Genomic DNA, 14,315 nt, shown 5'->3' with positions numbered 1-14,315 from the left:
GGAAGCTGCGACGGTCGTGAGCGCCGCCAAGCCGCCCTTTTCGAAGATCCTGGTCGCCAACCGCGGAGAGATCGCCATCCGCGTGTTCCGAACCTGCCGCGAGCACGGCATCCGCACCGTCGCGGTCTACAGCGACGGCGACAGCGACTCGCCCCACGTGGCCGCGGCCGACGAGGCCGTGCACATCGGGCCCACGCCCTCGGCCCAGAGCTACCTCGTCGCCGAGAAGATCATCGCCGCCGCCAAGCAGACCGGCGCCGACGCCATCCACCCCGGCTACGGCTTCCTCAGCGAGCGGGCCAGCTTCGTCGAGGCCTGCGACGCCGCCGGCATCACCTTCATCGGGCCCGGCACCGAGGCCATGAACGTCATGGGCGACAAGGTCCGCGCGCGCAAGGCGATGATCGCCGCCGAGGTCCCCCTGGTCCCCGGGCGCGAGGACCTCGAAGGGGTCGACGACGCCCTCGCGGCCGCGGCCGAGATCGGCTACCCGCTGATGCTCAAGGCCTCGGCCGGCGGCGGCGGCAAGGGCATGCGCATCGTCCACGACGAGGCCCAGCTGCGCCGCGGCTTCGAGGCCGCCCAGCGCGAGGCCCTCGCGGCCTTCGGCGACGGGCGCCTGTTCGTCGAGCGGGCGGTCATGAAGGCCCGCCACGTGGAGATCCAGCTCATGGCCGACCGCCACGGCACGGTCGTCTACCTCAACGAGCGCGACTGCTCGGTGCAGCGCCGCCACCAAAAGGTCATCGAGGAGGCGCCCTCGCCCTCGCCGCAGATGACCCCGGAGGTGCGCGCGGCCATGGGCGAGGTCGCCTGCCGCGTCGCCCGCTCGGTCAACTACGTCGGCGCGGCCACGGTCGAGTTCCTGTTCGAGGAGCAAGACGACGGCGAGCCGCGCTTTTACTTCCTCGAGATGAACACCCGCTTGCAGGTCGAGCACCCCGTGACCGAGATGACCACGGGCCGAGACCTGGTCTGGGACATGATCCGCGTCGCCGCCGGCGAGCCCCTCGGCTACGGCCAGGGCGAGGTCGGGCTGGTCGGCCACGCCGTGGAGTGCCGCATCTACGCCGAGGACAGCCTGCGCTTTTTGCCCAGCCCCGGCCCCCTGCTGCGCCTGCGCTGGCCCGAGGGCCCCAACCTGCGCATCGACGCGGCCGTGCGCGAGGGCTCCGAGGTCTCGAGCCACTACGACCCGATGATCGCCAAGCTCGTCGCCTGGGGCCCAGACCGCGCCGTCGCCATCGAGCGCATGCGCCGGGCCCTCGAGGACACGGTCATCCTGGGCATCGACTGCAACATCGACTTCCACCTGAAGGTGCTCGCCGAGGAGGACTTCCGCGCGGGGCACTTCGACACCGGCTACATCGGCAAGCACCCGGCGCTGACCGAGGCCAGCGAGCTCGGCGAGGCCGAGTCCGCGGCCATCGCCGCCGCCGCGGCCCTGGCCGTGGTCGACGCGGGCCCGGGCGGCCGCGGGCGCGCGGACAGCCAGGGCGGCGAGGCGGGCTTTAGCTCGTGGCAGCGCAGCGCCCGGTGGATGCGCTGAACCAGCGCTGACGCGGGGCCCCTCGGGGGCGTAGGCTGGGGTCGCGTGCCCGCCCACCGCATCGACCTCCCCCAACCCGCGTGGATGCAGCGCTGGCCCGCCGGGCTCCGCCCCGCCGGGCTCACGGGTCGCCGCGACGGGGTCGAGCTGATCTACTGCGCGGCGAGCTTTGGCGAGGTCCGGGTCGTCGCCTACCCGGCCCGCGAGGCCGGGCGCGTCGACCTGCGCGTGGTCCCCAACCCGCGCCTCCCCGAAGCCGTGGCCCGCCGCCTGTCCGCGGGCGTCGGCCGGGTGTTCGCCCACAGCCGCGCCGACGCGCTGCCGTGGCTGCGCCGGGTGCTCGCGCGCTGCGAAGCCTTCGAGGAGGCCGCGGAGCCGGGCCTCGACGCGGCCCTGGCTCGCTGCGCCGAGGCGGCCACCCGAGCGCGCAGCGACGAAGGCCCGAGCCTGCCGGCTGCGGCCGTCGACGCGCTCGCGACCCGTCTGCCCGAGGCCGCGCGCGACGAGCTCGAGCCGCGCCTGGCCCTGGCCCACCTGCAGCTGTGCGCCGGGCAGCTCCAGGGTGCCCTCGACACCCTCGGCGGTCCGGGCCAGGGCTGGCCGGACGTGCCCGCGGCGGACGCCAGCGCCGAGTCCCCCCGCGCCGCGGCCCGCCGCGCCGTCCTGGCGGGGACCCTCGGGCTGCGCGACGCGGCCATCGACCACGCCCGACGCTTCGCCGCGCTGGCTCGAACCACCGGCGAGCTCGAGTTTGGCGGCCGCCTGTGCGCCCACCTGGGCCTGCGCGACGAGGCCTGCCAACAGTACGCGGCGCTGATCCGCGTCGCGCCCCGGCCCCGACACCTCGCCGCCTTGCTGCGCGCGGCCGAAGAGGCCGACGCGGACGGCCGCCAGGCCCTGGCCGAGCTCGCCGAGCACCTCGGCGACGACCCCCTGCCCTGGCTGCCGGCGGACCTCCGCGTGCGACTGGGCCGGACGCTCATGGAGCTCGGCGCCTACCCCCTCGCCGAGCTCCAGCTGCGCGCGTGCGCGGCCACCAGCCCCGACGCCGCCGGCAAAGCCAGCGCGACCGCCACCCTCGCCCGCGCGAGGCTGTGGGCCCTCGACCTCGACGCCGCCGAAACCCTCGCCAACGAAGCCGACGATCCCAATAACCCCGAGCACGCCACCGCGCTCATGGTCCTCGGCGCCGTCGCCTGCCTGCGCGGCGAGCCCGCCCGGGGCCTCGACGCCCTCGAGCGCGCCCATCGGCTGCGCGGCGACGACCTCGAGATCCGCAACTGGCGAGTCGAAGCCCTGCTGCGCGCCGGCCAGCCCGACGCAGCCCAGGCCGCGGCGCTCGAGGAGGGCTACCGCAGCGCCATCGTCCGCCAGCTGCTGCGGGTCCGGCTCGCGGCCATCCACGCCGCCCGGGGCCACGCCGCGCCCGAGGGCCCGCGGGACGACACCGACTACATCCACCGCACGATCTTGCGTCAGCTCGCCCAGCCCCTCGCGGCCCTCGACGCCGACGCGGCCGAGGCCATGACCCTCGGGCCCGAGGCCAGCGACGCCGACACCCTCGCCGCCGTCGAGCTGGCCCTGCGCGCCCTCGGGGGCAATCGCTCCAACCACCTGAGCCTCGTCGGCGAGAGCGACGGCCGGGGCGGCCGGAGCCTGCACCCCGCGCGCGAGGTCTGGTCCCCCCGCGCCCGCGCCTCCGAGCTCCAACACCGCCTGCTCTTCGAGCCCCTCGCCACGGTCCGCGAGCGCCTCGCCGAGCTGGTCGCGACCTACCCCGGGGTCCCCTACGGCGAGACCTACTCCGCCGAGCTGTTGTTGTGGGAGGGCCGCTACGCCGAGGCCCTCGAGGTGTTCGAGGCGGTCTGGCAGCGCACCCACCAGCGCTGGAGCTACGTCGGCTCGGCGGCCGCGCTGCACTTCCTCGACCGCGACGACGAGGCCCTCGCGCGCTGGGAAGAGGCCGCGACGGTCCACGCCTTCTTGCCCGAGGAGGCCACCCACGCCTACCGCTCCGAGATCTGGCGCAAGCGCGGCGCCCTCGAGGCCGCCCTCGAAGCCGCCAGCTTGGCCGTCGAGGCCACCAACACCCGCTTTGGCGCGTGGATCAACCTCGCGCTCATCGAGCGTCGCCGCGGCGATCGAGGCGCCGCCGAGGCGGCCTTGGAGGTCGTGCGCGACAACCTCCAGGTCCAGCTCGCCCTCGTCGCCCGCGCCGAGGGACTGACCGTCGACGACGCCCTCGAGCTCGAGAGCGCGCCGGTCTTGCTCGAGGCCTTGCTCCGCGCCATGCGGGGCAATCGCTCGTCCGGCGTCCAGACCCTCGTCGACGATCGCGGCGTCCTGCGCATCTTCACGCAACGCCACCTCGAGGGCTGGACCGAGCTCGCCAGCTGGTGTTCGGAGTGGAGCATCCACACCCTCGCGCTCCTCGAACACCCATCCATTGGAGTCGTGGACGTGGGGCAGGGAGGGCGTGGCGTCGTCCACGACGGCTAAAACAATCCCTCGTGGACGTGGGGCAGGGAGGGCGTGGCGTCGTCCACGACGGCTAAAACGATCCCTCGTGGACGTGGGGCAGGGAGGGCGTGGCGTCGTCCACGACGGCTAAAACGATCCCTCGTGGACGTGGGGCAGGGAGGGCGTGGCGTCGTCCACGACGGCTAAAACAATCCCGCGTGAGCCAGGTCGGCGTCGAGAGATCGCACCGCCCCCGATCGCCGAGCGCGGCGCCCTCCGGAGATTGCGCGTCCTCGCGTCGCGCCCCGCTTCGCGGCGAGGACACTGGCCGCTGAGCGCGGCTCAGACCCGAACGCGCGGCCTTGGTGATCACGCCTTGACCCGTCCCCGAGTTCGTGCCATTTCGACCGCCCGTGCGGCGGCGTAGCTCCTCCAAGCGGACCAAATTCATCTTCGTGACCGGCGGCGTGGTGTCGTCCCTGGGCAAGGGCCTGTGCGCGGCATCCGTCGGCGCGCTGCTCGAGAACCGGGGCCTCAACGTCGGGATGCAGAAGCTCGACCCCTACCTCAACGTGGACCCGGGGACGATGAGCCCCACCCAGCACGGTGAGGTGTTCGTGACCGACGACGGGGCCGAGACGGACCTCGACCTCGGCCACTACGAGCGCTTCGTGTCGCACCGCATGTCGCGGCACAGCAACTACACCTCGGGCCAGATCTACTCGTCCGTGCTCGAGAAGGAGCGCAAGGGCGACTACCTCGGCCAGACCGTCCAGGTCATCCCCCACGTCACCAACGAGATCAAGCAGGCCGTGCTCAAGGCGGCCGAGGGTGTCGACCTGCTGATCTGCGAGATCGGCGGGACCGTCGGCGACATCGAGTCCCTGCCCTTCCTCGAGGCGGTCCGTCAGCTCCGCCTCGAGCTCGGGTCCGAGAACGCGATCTTCATCCACCTGACCTTGCTGCCCTACCTGCCCACGGCCGGCGAGCTCAAGACCAAGCCCACCCAGCACTCGGTCATGAAGCTGCGCGAGATCGGCATCCAGCCCGACATCCTCGTGTGCCGGGCCGAGCACCCCATCGAGACCGACACCCTCGAGAAGATCGCGCTGTTCACCAACGTGCAGCTGAGCTCGGTCATCCCCCTGCCCGACGCCGACACCATCTACGCCGTGCCGCTGATGCTCCACGAGGCGCGCGTCGACGACGTGGCCTGCGAGCTGCTCAACATCTGGAGCCGCGAGCCGCAGCTGGAAGAGTGGCGGCGCATCACCTCGATCCTCCGCGGGCCCGAGCACACCGTGAAGATCGGCGTGGTCGGCAAGTACGTCGACCTGCACGAGAGCTACAAGAGCCTGTCCGAGGCCCTGACCCACGGCGGCCTGGCCAACTCGGCGGGGGTCGAGATCGTGTTCGTCGACGCCGAGCAGGTCTCGGCCGGCGGCCCCGCGGCCCTCGAAGAGCTCGACGCCGTCTTGGTCCCCGGAGGCTTCGGCGAGCGCGGCAGCGCGGGCAAGATCGAGGCCATCCGCTGGGCCCGGGAGAACCGCGCGCCCTTCTTCGGCATCTGCCTCGGCATGCAGCTGGCGACCATCGAGTTCGCCCGCCACGTCGCCGGCATCGAGGACGCGCAGTCCACGGAGTTCGACCCCGAGGCGAGCCAGCCGGTCATCGACCTGATGGAGTCGCAGTCCGAGGTCACCCACAAGGGCGGCACCATGCGCCTGGGCGCCTACGACTGCGAGCTGTCCGCGAACACCCTGGCACGCCGGGTCTACGGCCGCCCGCGCATCTCGGAGCGCCACCGCCACCGCTGGGAGTTCAACAACGCCTACATGGACCGGCTGCGCGAGGCCGGGCTGATCTTCTGCGGCATGGCCCCCGACGGCAGCCTCGTCGAGATGGTCGAGCTGCCCTCGTCGGCGCACCCCTACTTCATCGCCTGCCAGTTCCACCCCGAGTTCAAGAGCCGGCCGACCGCACCCCACCCGCTGTTCACGGCCTTCATCGCCGCGGCCCTCGCCCATCAAAAAGCGCGCGCGGAGGGCTAGGCGGTCACGCTCGGCCTGCGCAAAACACCGGCCGAGCTCCCCCAACTCGTGGGGGCCGCGAAGGCTCGATCACGGCCCGCGCTCGCACGCCGATTCGTGGCGAAAGGCAAGGCTTTTTCCCGCACAAATCGCCGTTCGAGCGCGGTGCCGAGCCGGTTTTGTAGTGGGCGCCCGCACGAGTCTCTGGTAGCCTGATCTTCAGTCCATGGTCCTGCACATGCGCCAAGAGCTGCGAATGTCGCAGCAGCTCGTCATGACCCCGCAGCTGCAGCAGGCCATCAAGCTGCTGCAGCTGTCCCGGGTCGAGCTCCAGGACCTCGTGCGCAACGAGCTGCTCGAGAACCCCCTCCTCGAAGAGTCTCGGGAGATGGGCACGACCAACGAGGAGCCCGTGTCCGCCGTCGAGATGCAAGACGGCGTCGACCTCCAGGGCGACATCGGCGAGGCCCGGGCTGCAGACGCGCCCCAGCAAGAGGTCAAGGCCGACGCCCCCAACACGGACAACTTCGACTGGGAGTCTTACCTCCAGCACCACACCCTCTCGGGCCCCATGCCCGGCTCGGGGGTGCGCGGCGACGACGACCTGCCCGGCCTCGAGCAGACCATGGCCGACGAGGAGACCCTCGTCGAGCACCTGATGTGGCAGATCCGGCTGTCGAACTGGTCGCCCCTCGAAGAGGACATCGCCGAGTACATCGTCCGCAGCATCACGGCCTCGGGCCACCTCGGCCTGTCCGTGCCGCAGATCGCCCAGCGCCTCGAGGTCTCGACCCTGCGCGTCGAGCAGATGCTGCGCAAGGTCCAACAGCTCGACCCCCTGGCCCTCGCCTCGCGCAACCTCGCCGAGGTGCTGTGGATCCAGGCCCGCCACCCCGAGCACCCCATCGGCGACCCGCTGGTCCTGACGATCATCGCCAAGCACCTGCCCAACCTCGAAAAGCGCGCCTACCAGGCCGTCGCCCGCGACACCGGCGAGCCCCTCGAAGAGGTCTACGAGGCGACCAAGGTGATCATGGGCCTCGAGCCCCGGCCCGCGCGGCAGTTCGTGTCCGAGTCGGCGCAGTACGTCACCCCCGACGTCTACGTGCACAAGATCGGCGAGGAGTACGTCGTCACCCTCAACGACGACGGCCTGCCCAAGCTCAAGATCTCCAACTACTACCGCTCGGCCATGCTCGCCGACTCCTCCAAACAAGGGGGCAAGGGCAAGGGCGCCAAGCAGGCCAAGCAAGGCAAGGGCGCCAAGCCGGCCAAGGGCGACCAGGCCGGCGCGAAGGATTACATCACCGAGCGGCTGCGTTCAGCCCAGTGGTTGATCCGCTCCATCCAGCAGCGCCAGCGCACGATCTTGAAGGTCACCAAGTCCATCCTCGGCTTCCAGCGCGAGTTCTTCGAGAAGGGCCCCCAGCACCTGCGCCCGCTGATCCTCAAGGACGTCGCCGAAGACATCGAGATGCACGAGTCGACGGTCAGCCGCGTGACCACCAACAAGTACGTGCACACGCCCCAGGGCATCTACGAGCTCAAGTACTTCTTCAACGCCGGCATCTCCCGGCGCGGCGGCGGGGAGCTGGCCTCCGAGGCCGTCAAGGAAAAAATCAAGAAGCTCATCGAGGGCGAGGACTCTCGCAAGCCTTACAGCGACCAAAAGCTGGTCGAGCTGTTGCGCGAGGAAGGCATCGACATCGCCCGGCGCACCGTCGCCAAGTACCGTGAACAGCTCAACTTGTTATCGAGCTCGAAGCGGCGCAAACTGTTCTAAGCTCGAACCACTCGGCCACCCCGACCGGCCACTCGTTCAGTCCGAAGTAATCTGTACCCTTTGCGCGCCCCCGCCCTCCCCTTCCTCGCCCCTGAGACGCCGAAAACCCGGCGCCCGGGAGAGGACGGGCTCGGAGCTGGGGACGCCGCGTTTGGGGCCGCCGCTCGGATCAGTCACGATTTTCCCGACCCCCATTGGAGGGGGTCAGAAAGTAGGAGGTAGACCGCGATGCAAACCCAGTTTGTGTTCCGCCACATGGAGTCGTCAGACGCCCTTCGCAACTACGCCGAGGACCGCCTGGCCAAGATCAAGCGCTACTTCTCCGATCCGCTGAAGGTCAACTGCACCTTCTCGGTCGAGAAGATCAACCACATCGCGCAATTCGACGTCACGCTTCGCAACGGCCTCCAGCTGCACTCGTCCGAGAAGACGGAGAGCATGTACAGCTCCATCGACATGGCCCTGGCCAAGATGGAGCGGCAGGTCCGGCGCTACAAAGATCGCATCACCAACCACAAGCCGCACAAGGGTAAGGCGGCGCGCGTCCGCCAGGTCGTGTTCTCCCTCGACGGTCAGGAGGAGCCCGAGACCATGGTCCAGGCCGAGGAGCGCCGCGCGGCCGAGTCTCAGTCCTCGCCCGTGGTTCCCGCCGAGGAGGCGGCGACCATCATCCGCGAGACCGAGTTCCAAGCCGGCCGCCTCAAGGTCCGCGAGGCCGTCATGCAGCTCAACCTCGCGCACAAGCAGTTCCTGGTGTTCACCAACACCGAGACCGGGGACATCAACGTGATCTACCGGCTCGAGGACGAGGGCAGCTACGGCCTGATCGAGACCCGCGGTCACGTCGAAGACGCCTAGGAAGCCAGGCACCCATTTTTGCGGGCGCCAGCCTGAGTCGAGGACGTGGGGCAGGGAGGGCCTGGCTCGTCCTCGACGTTGAAGGAGTCAGAGGCTGTGAATGATTCACAGCCTCTGGCTGGCGCCCCGCCGTGACATGACCTCGGCGCCCGCCTGTGCCACCCTCGGGCCATGCGTCGTGAAGCCGCCGTCGAAGTCAGCCGCCTGCTGGACGAAGACTCCACCGACTTGCAGCTCGAGGTGCTGTCGAGCTGGGGGGGCCTCGACCGCCTGCTGACGCGGCCGCGGATTCAAAAGCCCGGGCTGGCCCTGTCCGGCTTCGTCAAGCACGTCTACGGCGACCGCTTGCAGGTCCTCGGCCTGACCGAGATCGACTACCTGCTCCACGTCAGCGAGGAGCAGGCGCGGATCGGGGTCGAGAAGTACTGCAAGCGCAAGCTCGCCGCCCTCGCCCTGACCCGGGGGCTCGAGCCCCCGGACCTGCTGATGGAGCTGGCCGAGGCCCACGGCATCCCCGTGCTGCGCACCCCGCTGATGACCTCGAGCTTCATCGGCCGGGTGACCCGCCGGCTCGAGGACCTGCTCTCGCCCCGGGCCAACATCCACGGCGTGCTCGTCGACGTCCTCGGCGTGGGCCTGCTGCTGATCGGGCGCAGCGGCGTGGGCAAGAGCGAGGCGGCCCTCGACCTGGTGCTCCGCGGGCACCGGCTGGTGGCCGACGACGTCGTCGAGGTCACCATCCGCCCGCCCGACACCATCTGGGGCTCGGCCACGCACCTGCACCAGCACCACATGGAGATCCGCGGCATGGGCATCCTCAACATCACCCACCTGTTCGGGGTCGCGGCGGTCCGCGACGCCAAGAAGGTCGAGGTGGTCGTCGAGCTCTCGGACCTCCACGAGGGCGACTACGATCGCCTCGGCACCGAGAACCACACCTGGCCGATCCTCGGCGTCGACATCCCCCTGGTCCGCATCCCGCTGCGAGCCGGCCGCAACATCTCCTCGCTCATCGAGGTCGTGGCCCGCAATCAGATCCTCAAGTTCCGCGGCATCGACTCGGCCCGCGAGTTCCAGGAGAAGATCGCAAACCACATCGCCCAGACCACCGGGACGGCCCCCGACGCCAGCCCCGAAGAGGGCGCCCCGATCAAGGTCCTGCCGCCTCAGACCTCCGGTCTGGTGCAGCGCGGCGACGTCGAATAGGCTGGGGTCACCGGAGCTCGCGCCCGAGCCCGGCGAGACCGAGACGCCCATGGAACTCCTCGTCGTCAGCGGACTGTCCGGCGCCGGCAAGTCGACCTGCCTCCGAGCCCTCGAGGACCTCGGCTACCCCTGCGTCGACAACCTGCCCGTGCCCCTGCTGCCCCAGCTGGTCGAGATGAACGCCAGCCGGGCGGGCGCCAGCCACAAGCTCGCCATCGGCATGGACGCCCGGGCCCCGGAGCACCTCCACGATCTGCCCCGCGTGCGCGAGGAGCTGATCGCCGCCGGTCACCAGGTCGAGCTGCTCTTCCTCGAGGCCCCGAACTCGACCCTGGTCCGGCGCTTCTCGGAGACCCGCCGCCGCCACCCCCTGGGCGACGTGCCCGGGGCGATCGTCGAAGAGCGCCAGCGCCTGGTCGAGCTGCGCGCCCTGGCCGACTCGGTCATCGACACGGAGAACCTGCGCTCGCGCCAGCTCCGGCAGCTGATCCGCGATCGCTACGGCGGCCGGGGCGAGGCCCTGCGCGTGGTCTTGATGTCCTTTGGGTTCAAAAACGGCCTGCCCAGCGAGGCCGACCTGGTGTTCGACGCCCGCTACCTGCAAAACCCCTTCGACGTCCCCGAGCTCCGGGCCCGCGGCGGCTTCGACGGGCCCGTCCGCGACTTCGTCCTCGCCCAGCCCGAGGCCCAGGAGCTGCTCGAGCGCGTCGAGGGCCTGCTGCGCTTTCAGGCCCCCCTGACCCTGCGCGAGGGTCGGAGCTACCTGACCCTCGCGCTGGGCTGCACCGGCGGCCAGCACCGCTCGGTGGCCTTGGTCGAGGCGCTGCTGGGGCGCTGCGAGGCCAGCCCCCTCGCCTCGCCGACGCCCGTGCTGACCGTCCGCCACCGCGACCTCGAGCGCGCCCTCGCGGACACCGCCCACCTCGCGCCGCCCAGCGAGAGCGGAACACCCGGGGCGTCGTGAGCGGGCCGCCGAGCGAGCGCCTGCTGCTCGCGCTCTCTCAGCTCATCGCCCGCCAGCCCGGGGCCGAGGCGCGCCTGGTCTACGACGACCACCTCGCCGGCGATCGCCTGGCTCTGGTCGTCAGCCTTGGCGGGGCTCCAGGCCAGGACAGCCCCCTGGCGCGGCAGCACGGCGAGCTGCAGGTGTGGCGCGTGGGCGGCCGGGAGCACCTCGCCCTGCTCGTCGACTCGCCCCAGACCGCGTCGAGCTTCATGGTCTGCAGCGAAGACCTGGCGGCCCAGGCCGGGATGATGGCGCGCAGCACCAAGCGCTTCGCCAAGCGCTGCAAGCTCCTCGCGGCCGGACTGTTCGCGACCTACGCGCGTCGGGCCGAGGGCTTCCCCCGCGAGGTCCTCGGGCGCCTGACCCCGACGGACGACGACAACGACAACGACGGCGACGGCACCCCCGACGCAGCCGCGCCGCCCTTCGTCGCCGCCCGTCCTCTCGTCGGCTTCACCGTCGCCCTGGTCGGATCCACGAAGGCCAAGCGCAGCCACGAGCACCCCCTCGCGCTCGAGGCCCAGGGCCTCGACGGCACGCTCTGGGCCGCCGCCGCCGCCCTGCCCGGCAGCCCCGCCCTGCGCGCGATGCCCTGGAGCCCCGCGGGCGAGGGCTTCCTGCCGCCCCGAGAGCTGCGCGTGGCCCTGTGCTCGCGCTTGGGCCTCGAAGCGCTCCGCGCCCACTGGCGCAGCTGGGGCCTGGCCGGCGATCCGCCCATCGCCAGCGAACAACCGCTGCCGCCCGTCGAGTCCAAGACCGGAGCCGCCGACGGCGGCGGCGGGACGACCTGCGGCGACGAGTGCCGCAGCTGCGCCTACGAGCTGCCCTACCTGCCCTGCGAGCTCATCGACTGCCTGTACTGGAGCGACTGCGACCTCGGCCTGCCGAGCTGCGACTTCGACCTCCTGCCCAGCTGCGACGCCGCGCCGGGCTGCGATTGCATGCCCTGTGACCTGTGAAGCCAAGCCAGGCCCGATGCAGCGCGCAGGTCTGGGCGCCCTGCGGACGGCCATCCTCGCCTATCGCCGGTGGGCCTCGGGGCGCGGGCCGCTGCGCCGGGTCGGCTGCACCTTCGCCCACGGCGAGAGCTGCTCGGCCTACGGGCTGCGCATGGCCGAGACCTCGCCCAGCCTGGGCCTGGCCCTCGCGCGCATTCGCGGTCGCCTGCATCGCTGCCGCGGCGCCTCGGTCTATCGCGTCCACCGAGGAGCACGCCGCGACGCGCTGGCGTGGGGATGCGACCACGACGAGCCACATACTCTGGAGGATGAGCTGTGCGCCGCCCGAGAGCGCCCGAGCACCCGCGCGGCCGTGCTCGCCGTGAGCCTCGAGGTCGCGCGCTACCGCGGGCGGTGGGCCCTCGCGGCCGAGCTCGCCGAGGTCCTCGCGCGCGCCGAGACAACCTTGGACGCGACGCTCGACGACGCGGCCCCGCCCGCGCCCTTGCTGGTCCGCCGAGTCTCCGCCGCGAGCCTCGACGATCGCCCCCGAGCCACCCTCGCCTGGCTCGCGCCGGCCCTCGCCCTCGAGCTCGGCGTCCTCGCCCTCGCGCTGCCGGTCCTCGCCCTCGCGTGGTGGTGGCTGGCGTGGCCCGGCCCCCTCGGCCTCCCCCTCGCGCTCTCGTTCGGCTTCATGATCCTCGCGCGCCTGCTCACCCGCGCCCGCGCTCGCCTCGAGCTGCGCGATCGTTTGCGCAGGCAGATCGACGCGCTGCGCTTCGAGACCGCAGGTTCGCCCGCTCCGCACCGGCGCCGCCGGCCCTCCGAGGCCGCGCCTCGACCGGGGTCGGGCCAAGTCTCGGGGGTCACGAAAAGTCCCGTGATTTCAGCGGGACACGGCTAGGCGGGGGGATCGCCACGCGCAGGGCGGGGCGGACTCACCAGGCGCAAAGTTGCGATTTATTTGGGGTGGTTGCAGCATCTCGTGGAAGGCCATGCCCATCGACGGCTGCACCACAGCGCCCTCGCCTCCGCCCGCGGCGAGCGATAGCGACCCGAACGGCGACGCCGTCCGACCGCGCTGTGGCGTCGTCATCATCGGCCACGGGACCTCGGCCACGGCCCTCCTCGCAGCGGCCCGCTCGTTGCTCCCCGTCGACGGCCTCGACGACGCCGTGGCCATCGACGCGGGCGCGGGCGTGACCCCGGCGCTCAAGGCCCGCGTCTGCGAGGTCATGGGCGAGGTCGACATCGGCGGCGGCATCTTGCTCGTCGCGGACCTCATGGGCTCGAGCCCCTGCACCTGCGGCGTCCAGCAGAGCGTCGGCCACGGCTTCGCCCTCGTCACCGGCCTCAACCTCGCGGTGCTCACCAAGCTCGGCCTCCTCGACCGCCGCCAAGCTCCGCGCGCCCTCGCAGAGCAGTGCGCCGAGTCGGTCAAGCGCTCGATCGTGGTCAAAGCCCACGACTAGCCCTCCCCCACGCCCCCTCAGCATCTCATGCCGCGCAGCAAGTCGAGCGAGCTCGAAATCGTCAACCCCCTCGGCCTCCACGCCCGCGCCGCGGCCAAGCTGGTCAACGTCGCCAACAAGTACCAGTCGGACGTGTTCATCGGGCGCGACGGGCAAGAGGTCAACGGCAAGAGCATCCTCGGCGTGCTCGGCCTGGCCTGCGCCCAGGGCTCGAAGATCAACCTGCGCGTGGAAGGGCGCGACGCCGACGAGGCGCACACGGCCCTCGCCGCCCTGGTCGCCGAGGGCTTCGGCGAAATTTGAAGCTCCAGTCCGCGCGCGCTGGGGTGGTGCTCCATTCAGAGTGACACTCGGGAGCGTCTACAGGACAATGGCCGCATGTTCGGTCCTTCCCGTGCTGTCCTGGTCCTCGGGGGCCTCGCTTCGGTTTTGACGCTGACGGGCTGCGGACGGACCGTCGAATGCGGCGAAGGGCTGAACTGCTTTGGCGAAGGCTCGACGATCGGCACGAGCATGGACGAGGTCGGCGAGAGCTCGACGCCGCCGGACATGCCCGAGGGCGAGTCGGCCGACTCCAGCTCCGAGAGCGAGTCCACCGAGACCGAGTCCACCACCGAGACCGAGTCGACCACCGAGACCGAGTCCACCGAGACCGAGTCCACCGAGACCGAGTCCACCGAGACCGACGCGACGGACACCACCGAGTCGACGGAGACCGACTCGACCACGGACAGCTCGGACACCTCCGACACGGACACCACCGAGACCGAGACCAGCTCCGACTCTGGGGACACCGAGGGCACCACCGACACGACCACCGGCGGCTCCTCTTGCGGCGACGGCATCGTCGACCTCGGCGAGCAGTGCGACGGGGACAACCTCCAGGGCTTCTCCTGCGTCGACCTCGGCTACGTCGGGGGCACCCTGCTGTGCGACCCCGTGACCTGCACCTTCGACGCCTCCATGTGCGACACGGGCGGGGGCGGCACGACGGGCTGAGCGGGCTGCTACCA

Annotated in this window: 12 protein-coding genes; all 12 read left to right on the top strand. The window is 71.3% G+C overall.

Annotated features, from left to right (window positions below; all coding sequences use genetic code 11):
• Positions 1 to 16: 16 nt before the first annotated feature.
• The 12 genes from PPSIR1_RS12820 (at position 17) to PPSIR1_RS12765 (ending at position 14,301) form a co-directional block, all read left to right on the top strand.
• The gene (locus PPSIR1_RS12820) at positions 17 to 1,549 is read left to right on the top strand and encodes an acetyl-CoA carboxylase biotin carboxylase subunit (RefSeq protein WP_006971497.1); all 1,533 of its coding nucleotides are present in this window, start codon (positions 17 to 19) and stop codon (positions 1,547 to 1,549) included.
• 45 nt (positions 1,550 to 1,594) lie between these two features.
• Complete coding sequence (locus PPSIR1_RS12815; protein ID WP_157595493.1) at positions 1,595 to 4,048, top strand: hypothetical protein; 2,454 nt, start codon at positions 1,595 to 1,597, stop codon at positions 4,046 to 4,048.
• Positions 4,049 to 4,422: 374 nt separating this feature from the next.
• Positions 4,423 to 6,060, top strand: coding sequence for a CTP synthase (locus PPSIR1_RS12810; protein WP_006971495.1), 1,638 nt, complete (start codon positions 4,423 to 4,425; stop codon positions 6,058 to 6,060).
• Positions 6,061 to 6,265: 205 nt separating this feature from the next.
• Positions 6,266 to 7,822 carry an RNA polymerase factor sigma-54 gene (gene rpoN, locus PPSIR1_RS12805; RefSeq protein ID WP_006971494.1) on the top strand — a complete coding sequence of 519 codons (1,557 nt, stop codon included), beginning with the start codon at positions 6,266 to 6,268 and terminating at the stop codon, positions 7,820 to 7,822.
• Positions 7,823 to 8,050: 228 nt separating this feature from the next.
• Positions 8,051 to 8,680: a ribosome hibernation-promoting factor, HPF/YfiA family gene (gene hpf, locus PPSIR1_RS12800; RefSeq protein WP_045115904.1), complete on the top strand. Its 630-nt coding sequence runs from the start codon at positions 8,051 to 8,053 to the stop codon at positions 8,678 to 8,680.
• Between the two features lie 171 nt (positions 8,681 to 8,851).
• Complete coding sequence (gene hprK, locus PPSIR1_RS12795; RefSeq protein WP_006971492.1) at positions 8,852 to 9,886, top strand: HPr(Ser) kinase/phosphatase; 1,035 nt, start codon at positions 8,852 to 8,854, stop codon at positions 9,884 to 9,886.
• A gap of 49 nt (positions 9,887 to 9,935) precedes the next feature.
• The gene (gene rapZ, locus PPSIR1_RS12790; protein WP_006971491.1) at positions 9,936 to 10,850 is read left to right on the top strand and encodes an RNase adapter RapZ; all 915 of its coding nucleotides are present in this window, start codon (positions 9,936 to 9,938) and stop codon (positions 10,848 to 10,850) included.
• A complete protein-coding gene (locus PPSIR1_RS12785; RefSeq protein WP_006971490.1) occupies positions 10,847 to 11,851 on the top strand; it encodes a hypothetical protein in 1,005 nt (334 codons plus the stop codon). The genes rapZ and PPSIR1_RS12785 overlap by 4 nt, the downstream gene beginning before the upstream one ends.
• Before the next feature lie 16 nt (positions 11,852 to 11,867).
• Positions 11,868 to 12,734 carry a hypothetical protein gene (locus PPSIR1_RS12780; RefSeq protein WP_006971489.1) on the top strand — a complete coding sequence of 289 codons (867 nt, stop codon included), beginning with the start codon at positions 11,868 to 11,870 and terminating at the stop codon, positions 12,732 to 12,734.
• Positions 12,735 to 12,825: 91 nt separating this feature from the next.
• A complete protein-coding gene (locus tag PPSIR1_RS12775) occupies positions 12,826 to 13,302 on the top strand; it encodes a PTS sugar transporter subunit IIA domain-containing protein (RefSeq protein WP_006971488.1) in 477 nt (158 codons plus the stop codon).
• Between the two features lie 27 nt (positions 13,303 to 13,329).
• Positions 13,330 to 13,605 carry an HPr family phosphocarrier protein gene (locus tag PPSIR1_RS12770; protein WP_006971487.1) on the top strand — a complete coding sequence of 92 codons (276 nt, stop codon included), beginning with the start codon at positions 13,330 to 13,332 and terminating at the stop codon, positions 13,603 to 13,605.
• 75 nt (positions 13,606 to 13,680) lie between these two features.
• Complete coding sequence (locus PPSIR1_RS12765; protein ID WP_157595492.1) at positions 13,681 to 14,301, top strand: hypothetical protein; 621 nt, start codon at positions 13,681 to 13,683, stop codon at positions 14,299 to 14,301.
• The last annotated feature ends 14 nt before the right edge of the window (positions 14,302 to 14,315 follow it).

It is taken from the genome of Plesiocystis pacifica SIR-1 (assembly GCF_000170895.1).
Classification (GTDB): domain Bacteria; phylum Myxococcota_A; class Polyangia; order Nannocystales; family Nannocystaceae; genus Plesiocystis; species Plesiocystis pacifica.
The sequence above is the reverse complement of the archived record's forward strand: the minus strand, read 5'-3'. Positions and strand labels throughout refer to the sequence as shown.

Excerpts from the sequence above, each read along its gene's own strand:
- rpoN (WP_006971494.1), top strand. The coding sequence starts at position 6,266 with ATGGTCCTGCACATGCGCCAAGAGCTGCGAATGTCGCAGCAGCTCGTC.
- hpf (WP_045115904.1), top strand. The coding sequence starts at position 8,051 with ATGCAAACCCAGTTTGTGTTCCGCCACATGGAGTCGTCAGACGCCCTT.
- hprK (WP_006971492.1), top strand. The coding sequence starts at position 8,852 with ATGCGTCGTGAAGCCGCCGTCGAAGTCAGCCGCCTGCTGGACGAAGAC.
- rapZ (WP_006971491.1), top strand. The coding sequence starts at position 9,936 with ATGGAACTCCTCGTCGTCAGCGGACTGTCCGGCGCCGGCAAGTCGACC.
- PPSIR1_RS12780 (WP_006971489.1), top strand. The coding sequence starts at position 11,868 with ATGCAGCGCGCAGGTCTGGGCGCCCTGCGGACGGCCATCCTCGCCTAT.
- PPSIR1_RS12775 (WP_006971488.1), top strand. The coding sequence starts at position 12,826 with ATGCCCATCGACGGCTGCACCACAGCGCCCTCGCCTCCGCCCGCGGCG.
- PPSIR1_RS12770 (WP_006971487.1), top strand. The coding sequence starts at position 13,330 with ATGCCGCGCAGCAAGTCGAGCGAGCTCGAAATCGTCAACCCCCTCGGC.
- PPSIR1_RS12765 (WP_157595492.1), top strand. The coding sequence starts at position 13,681 with ATGTTCGGTCCTTCCCGTGCTGTCCTGGTCCTCGGGGGCCTCGCTTCG.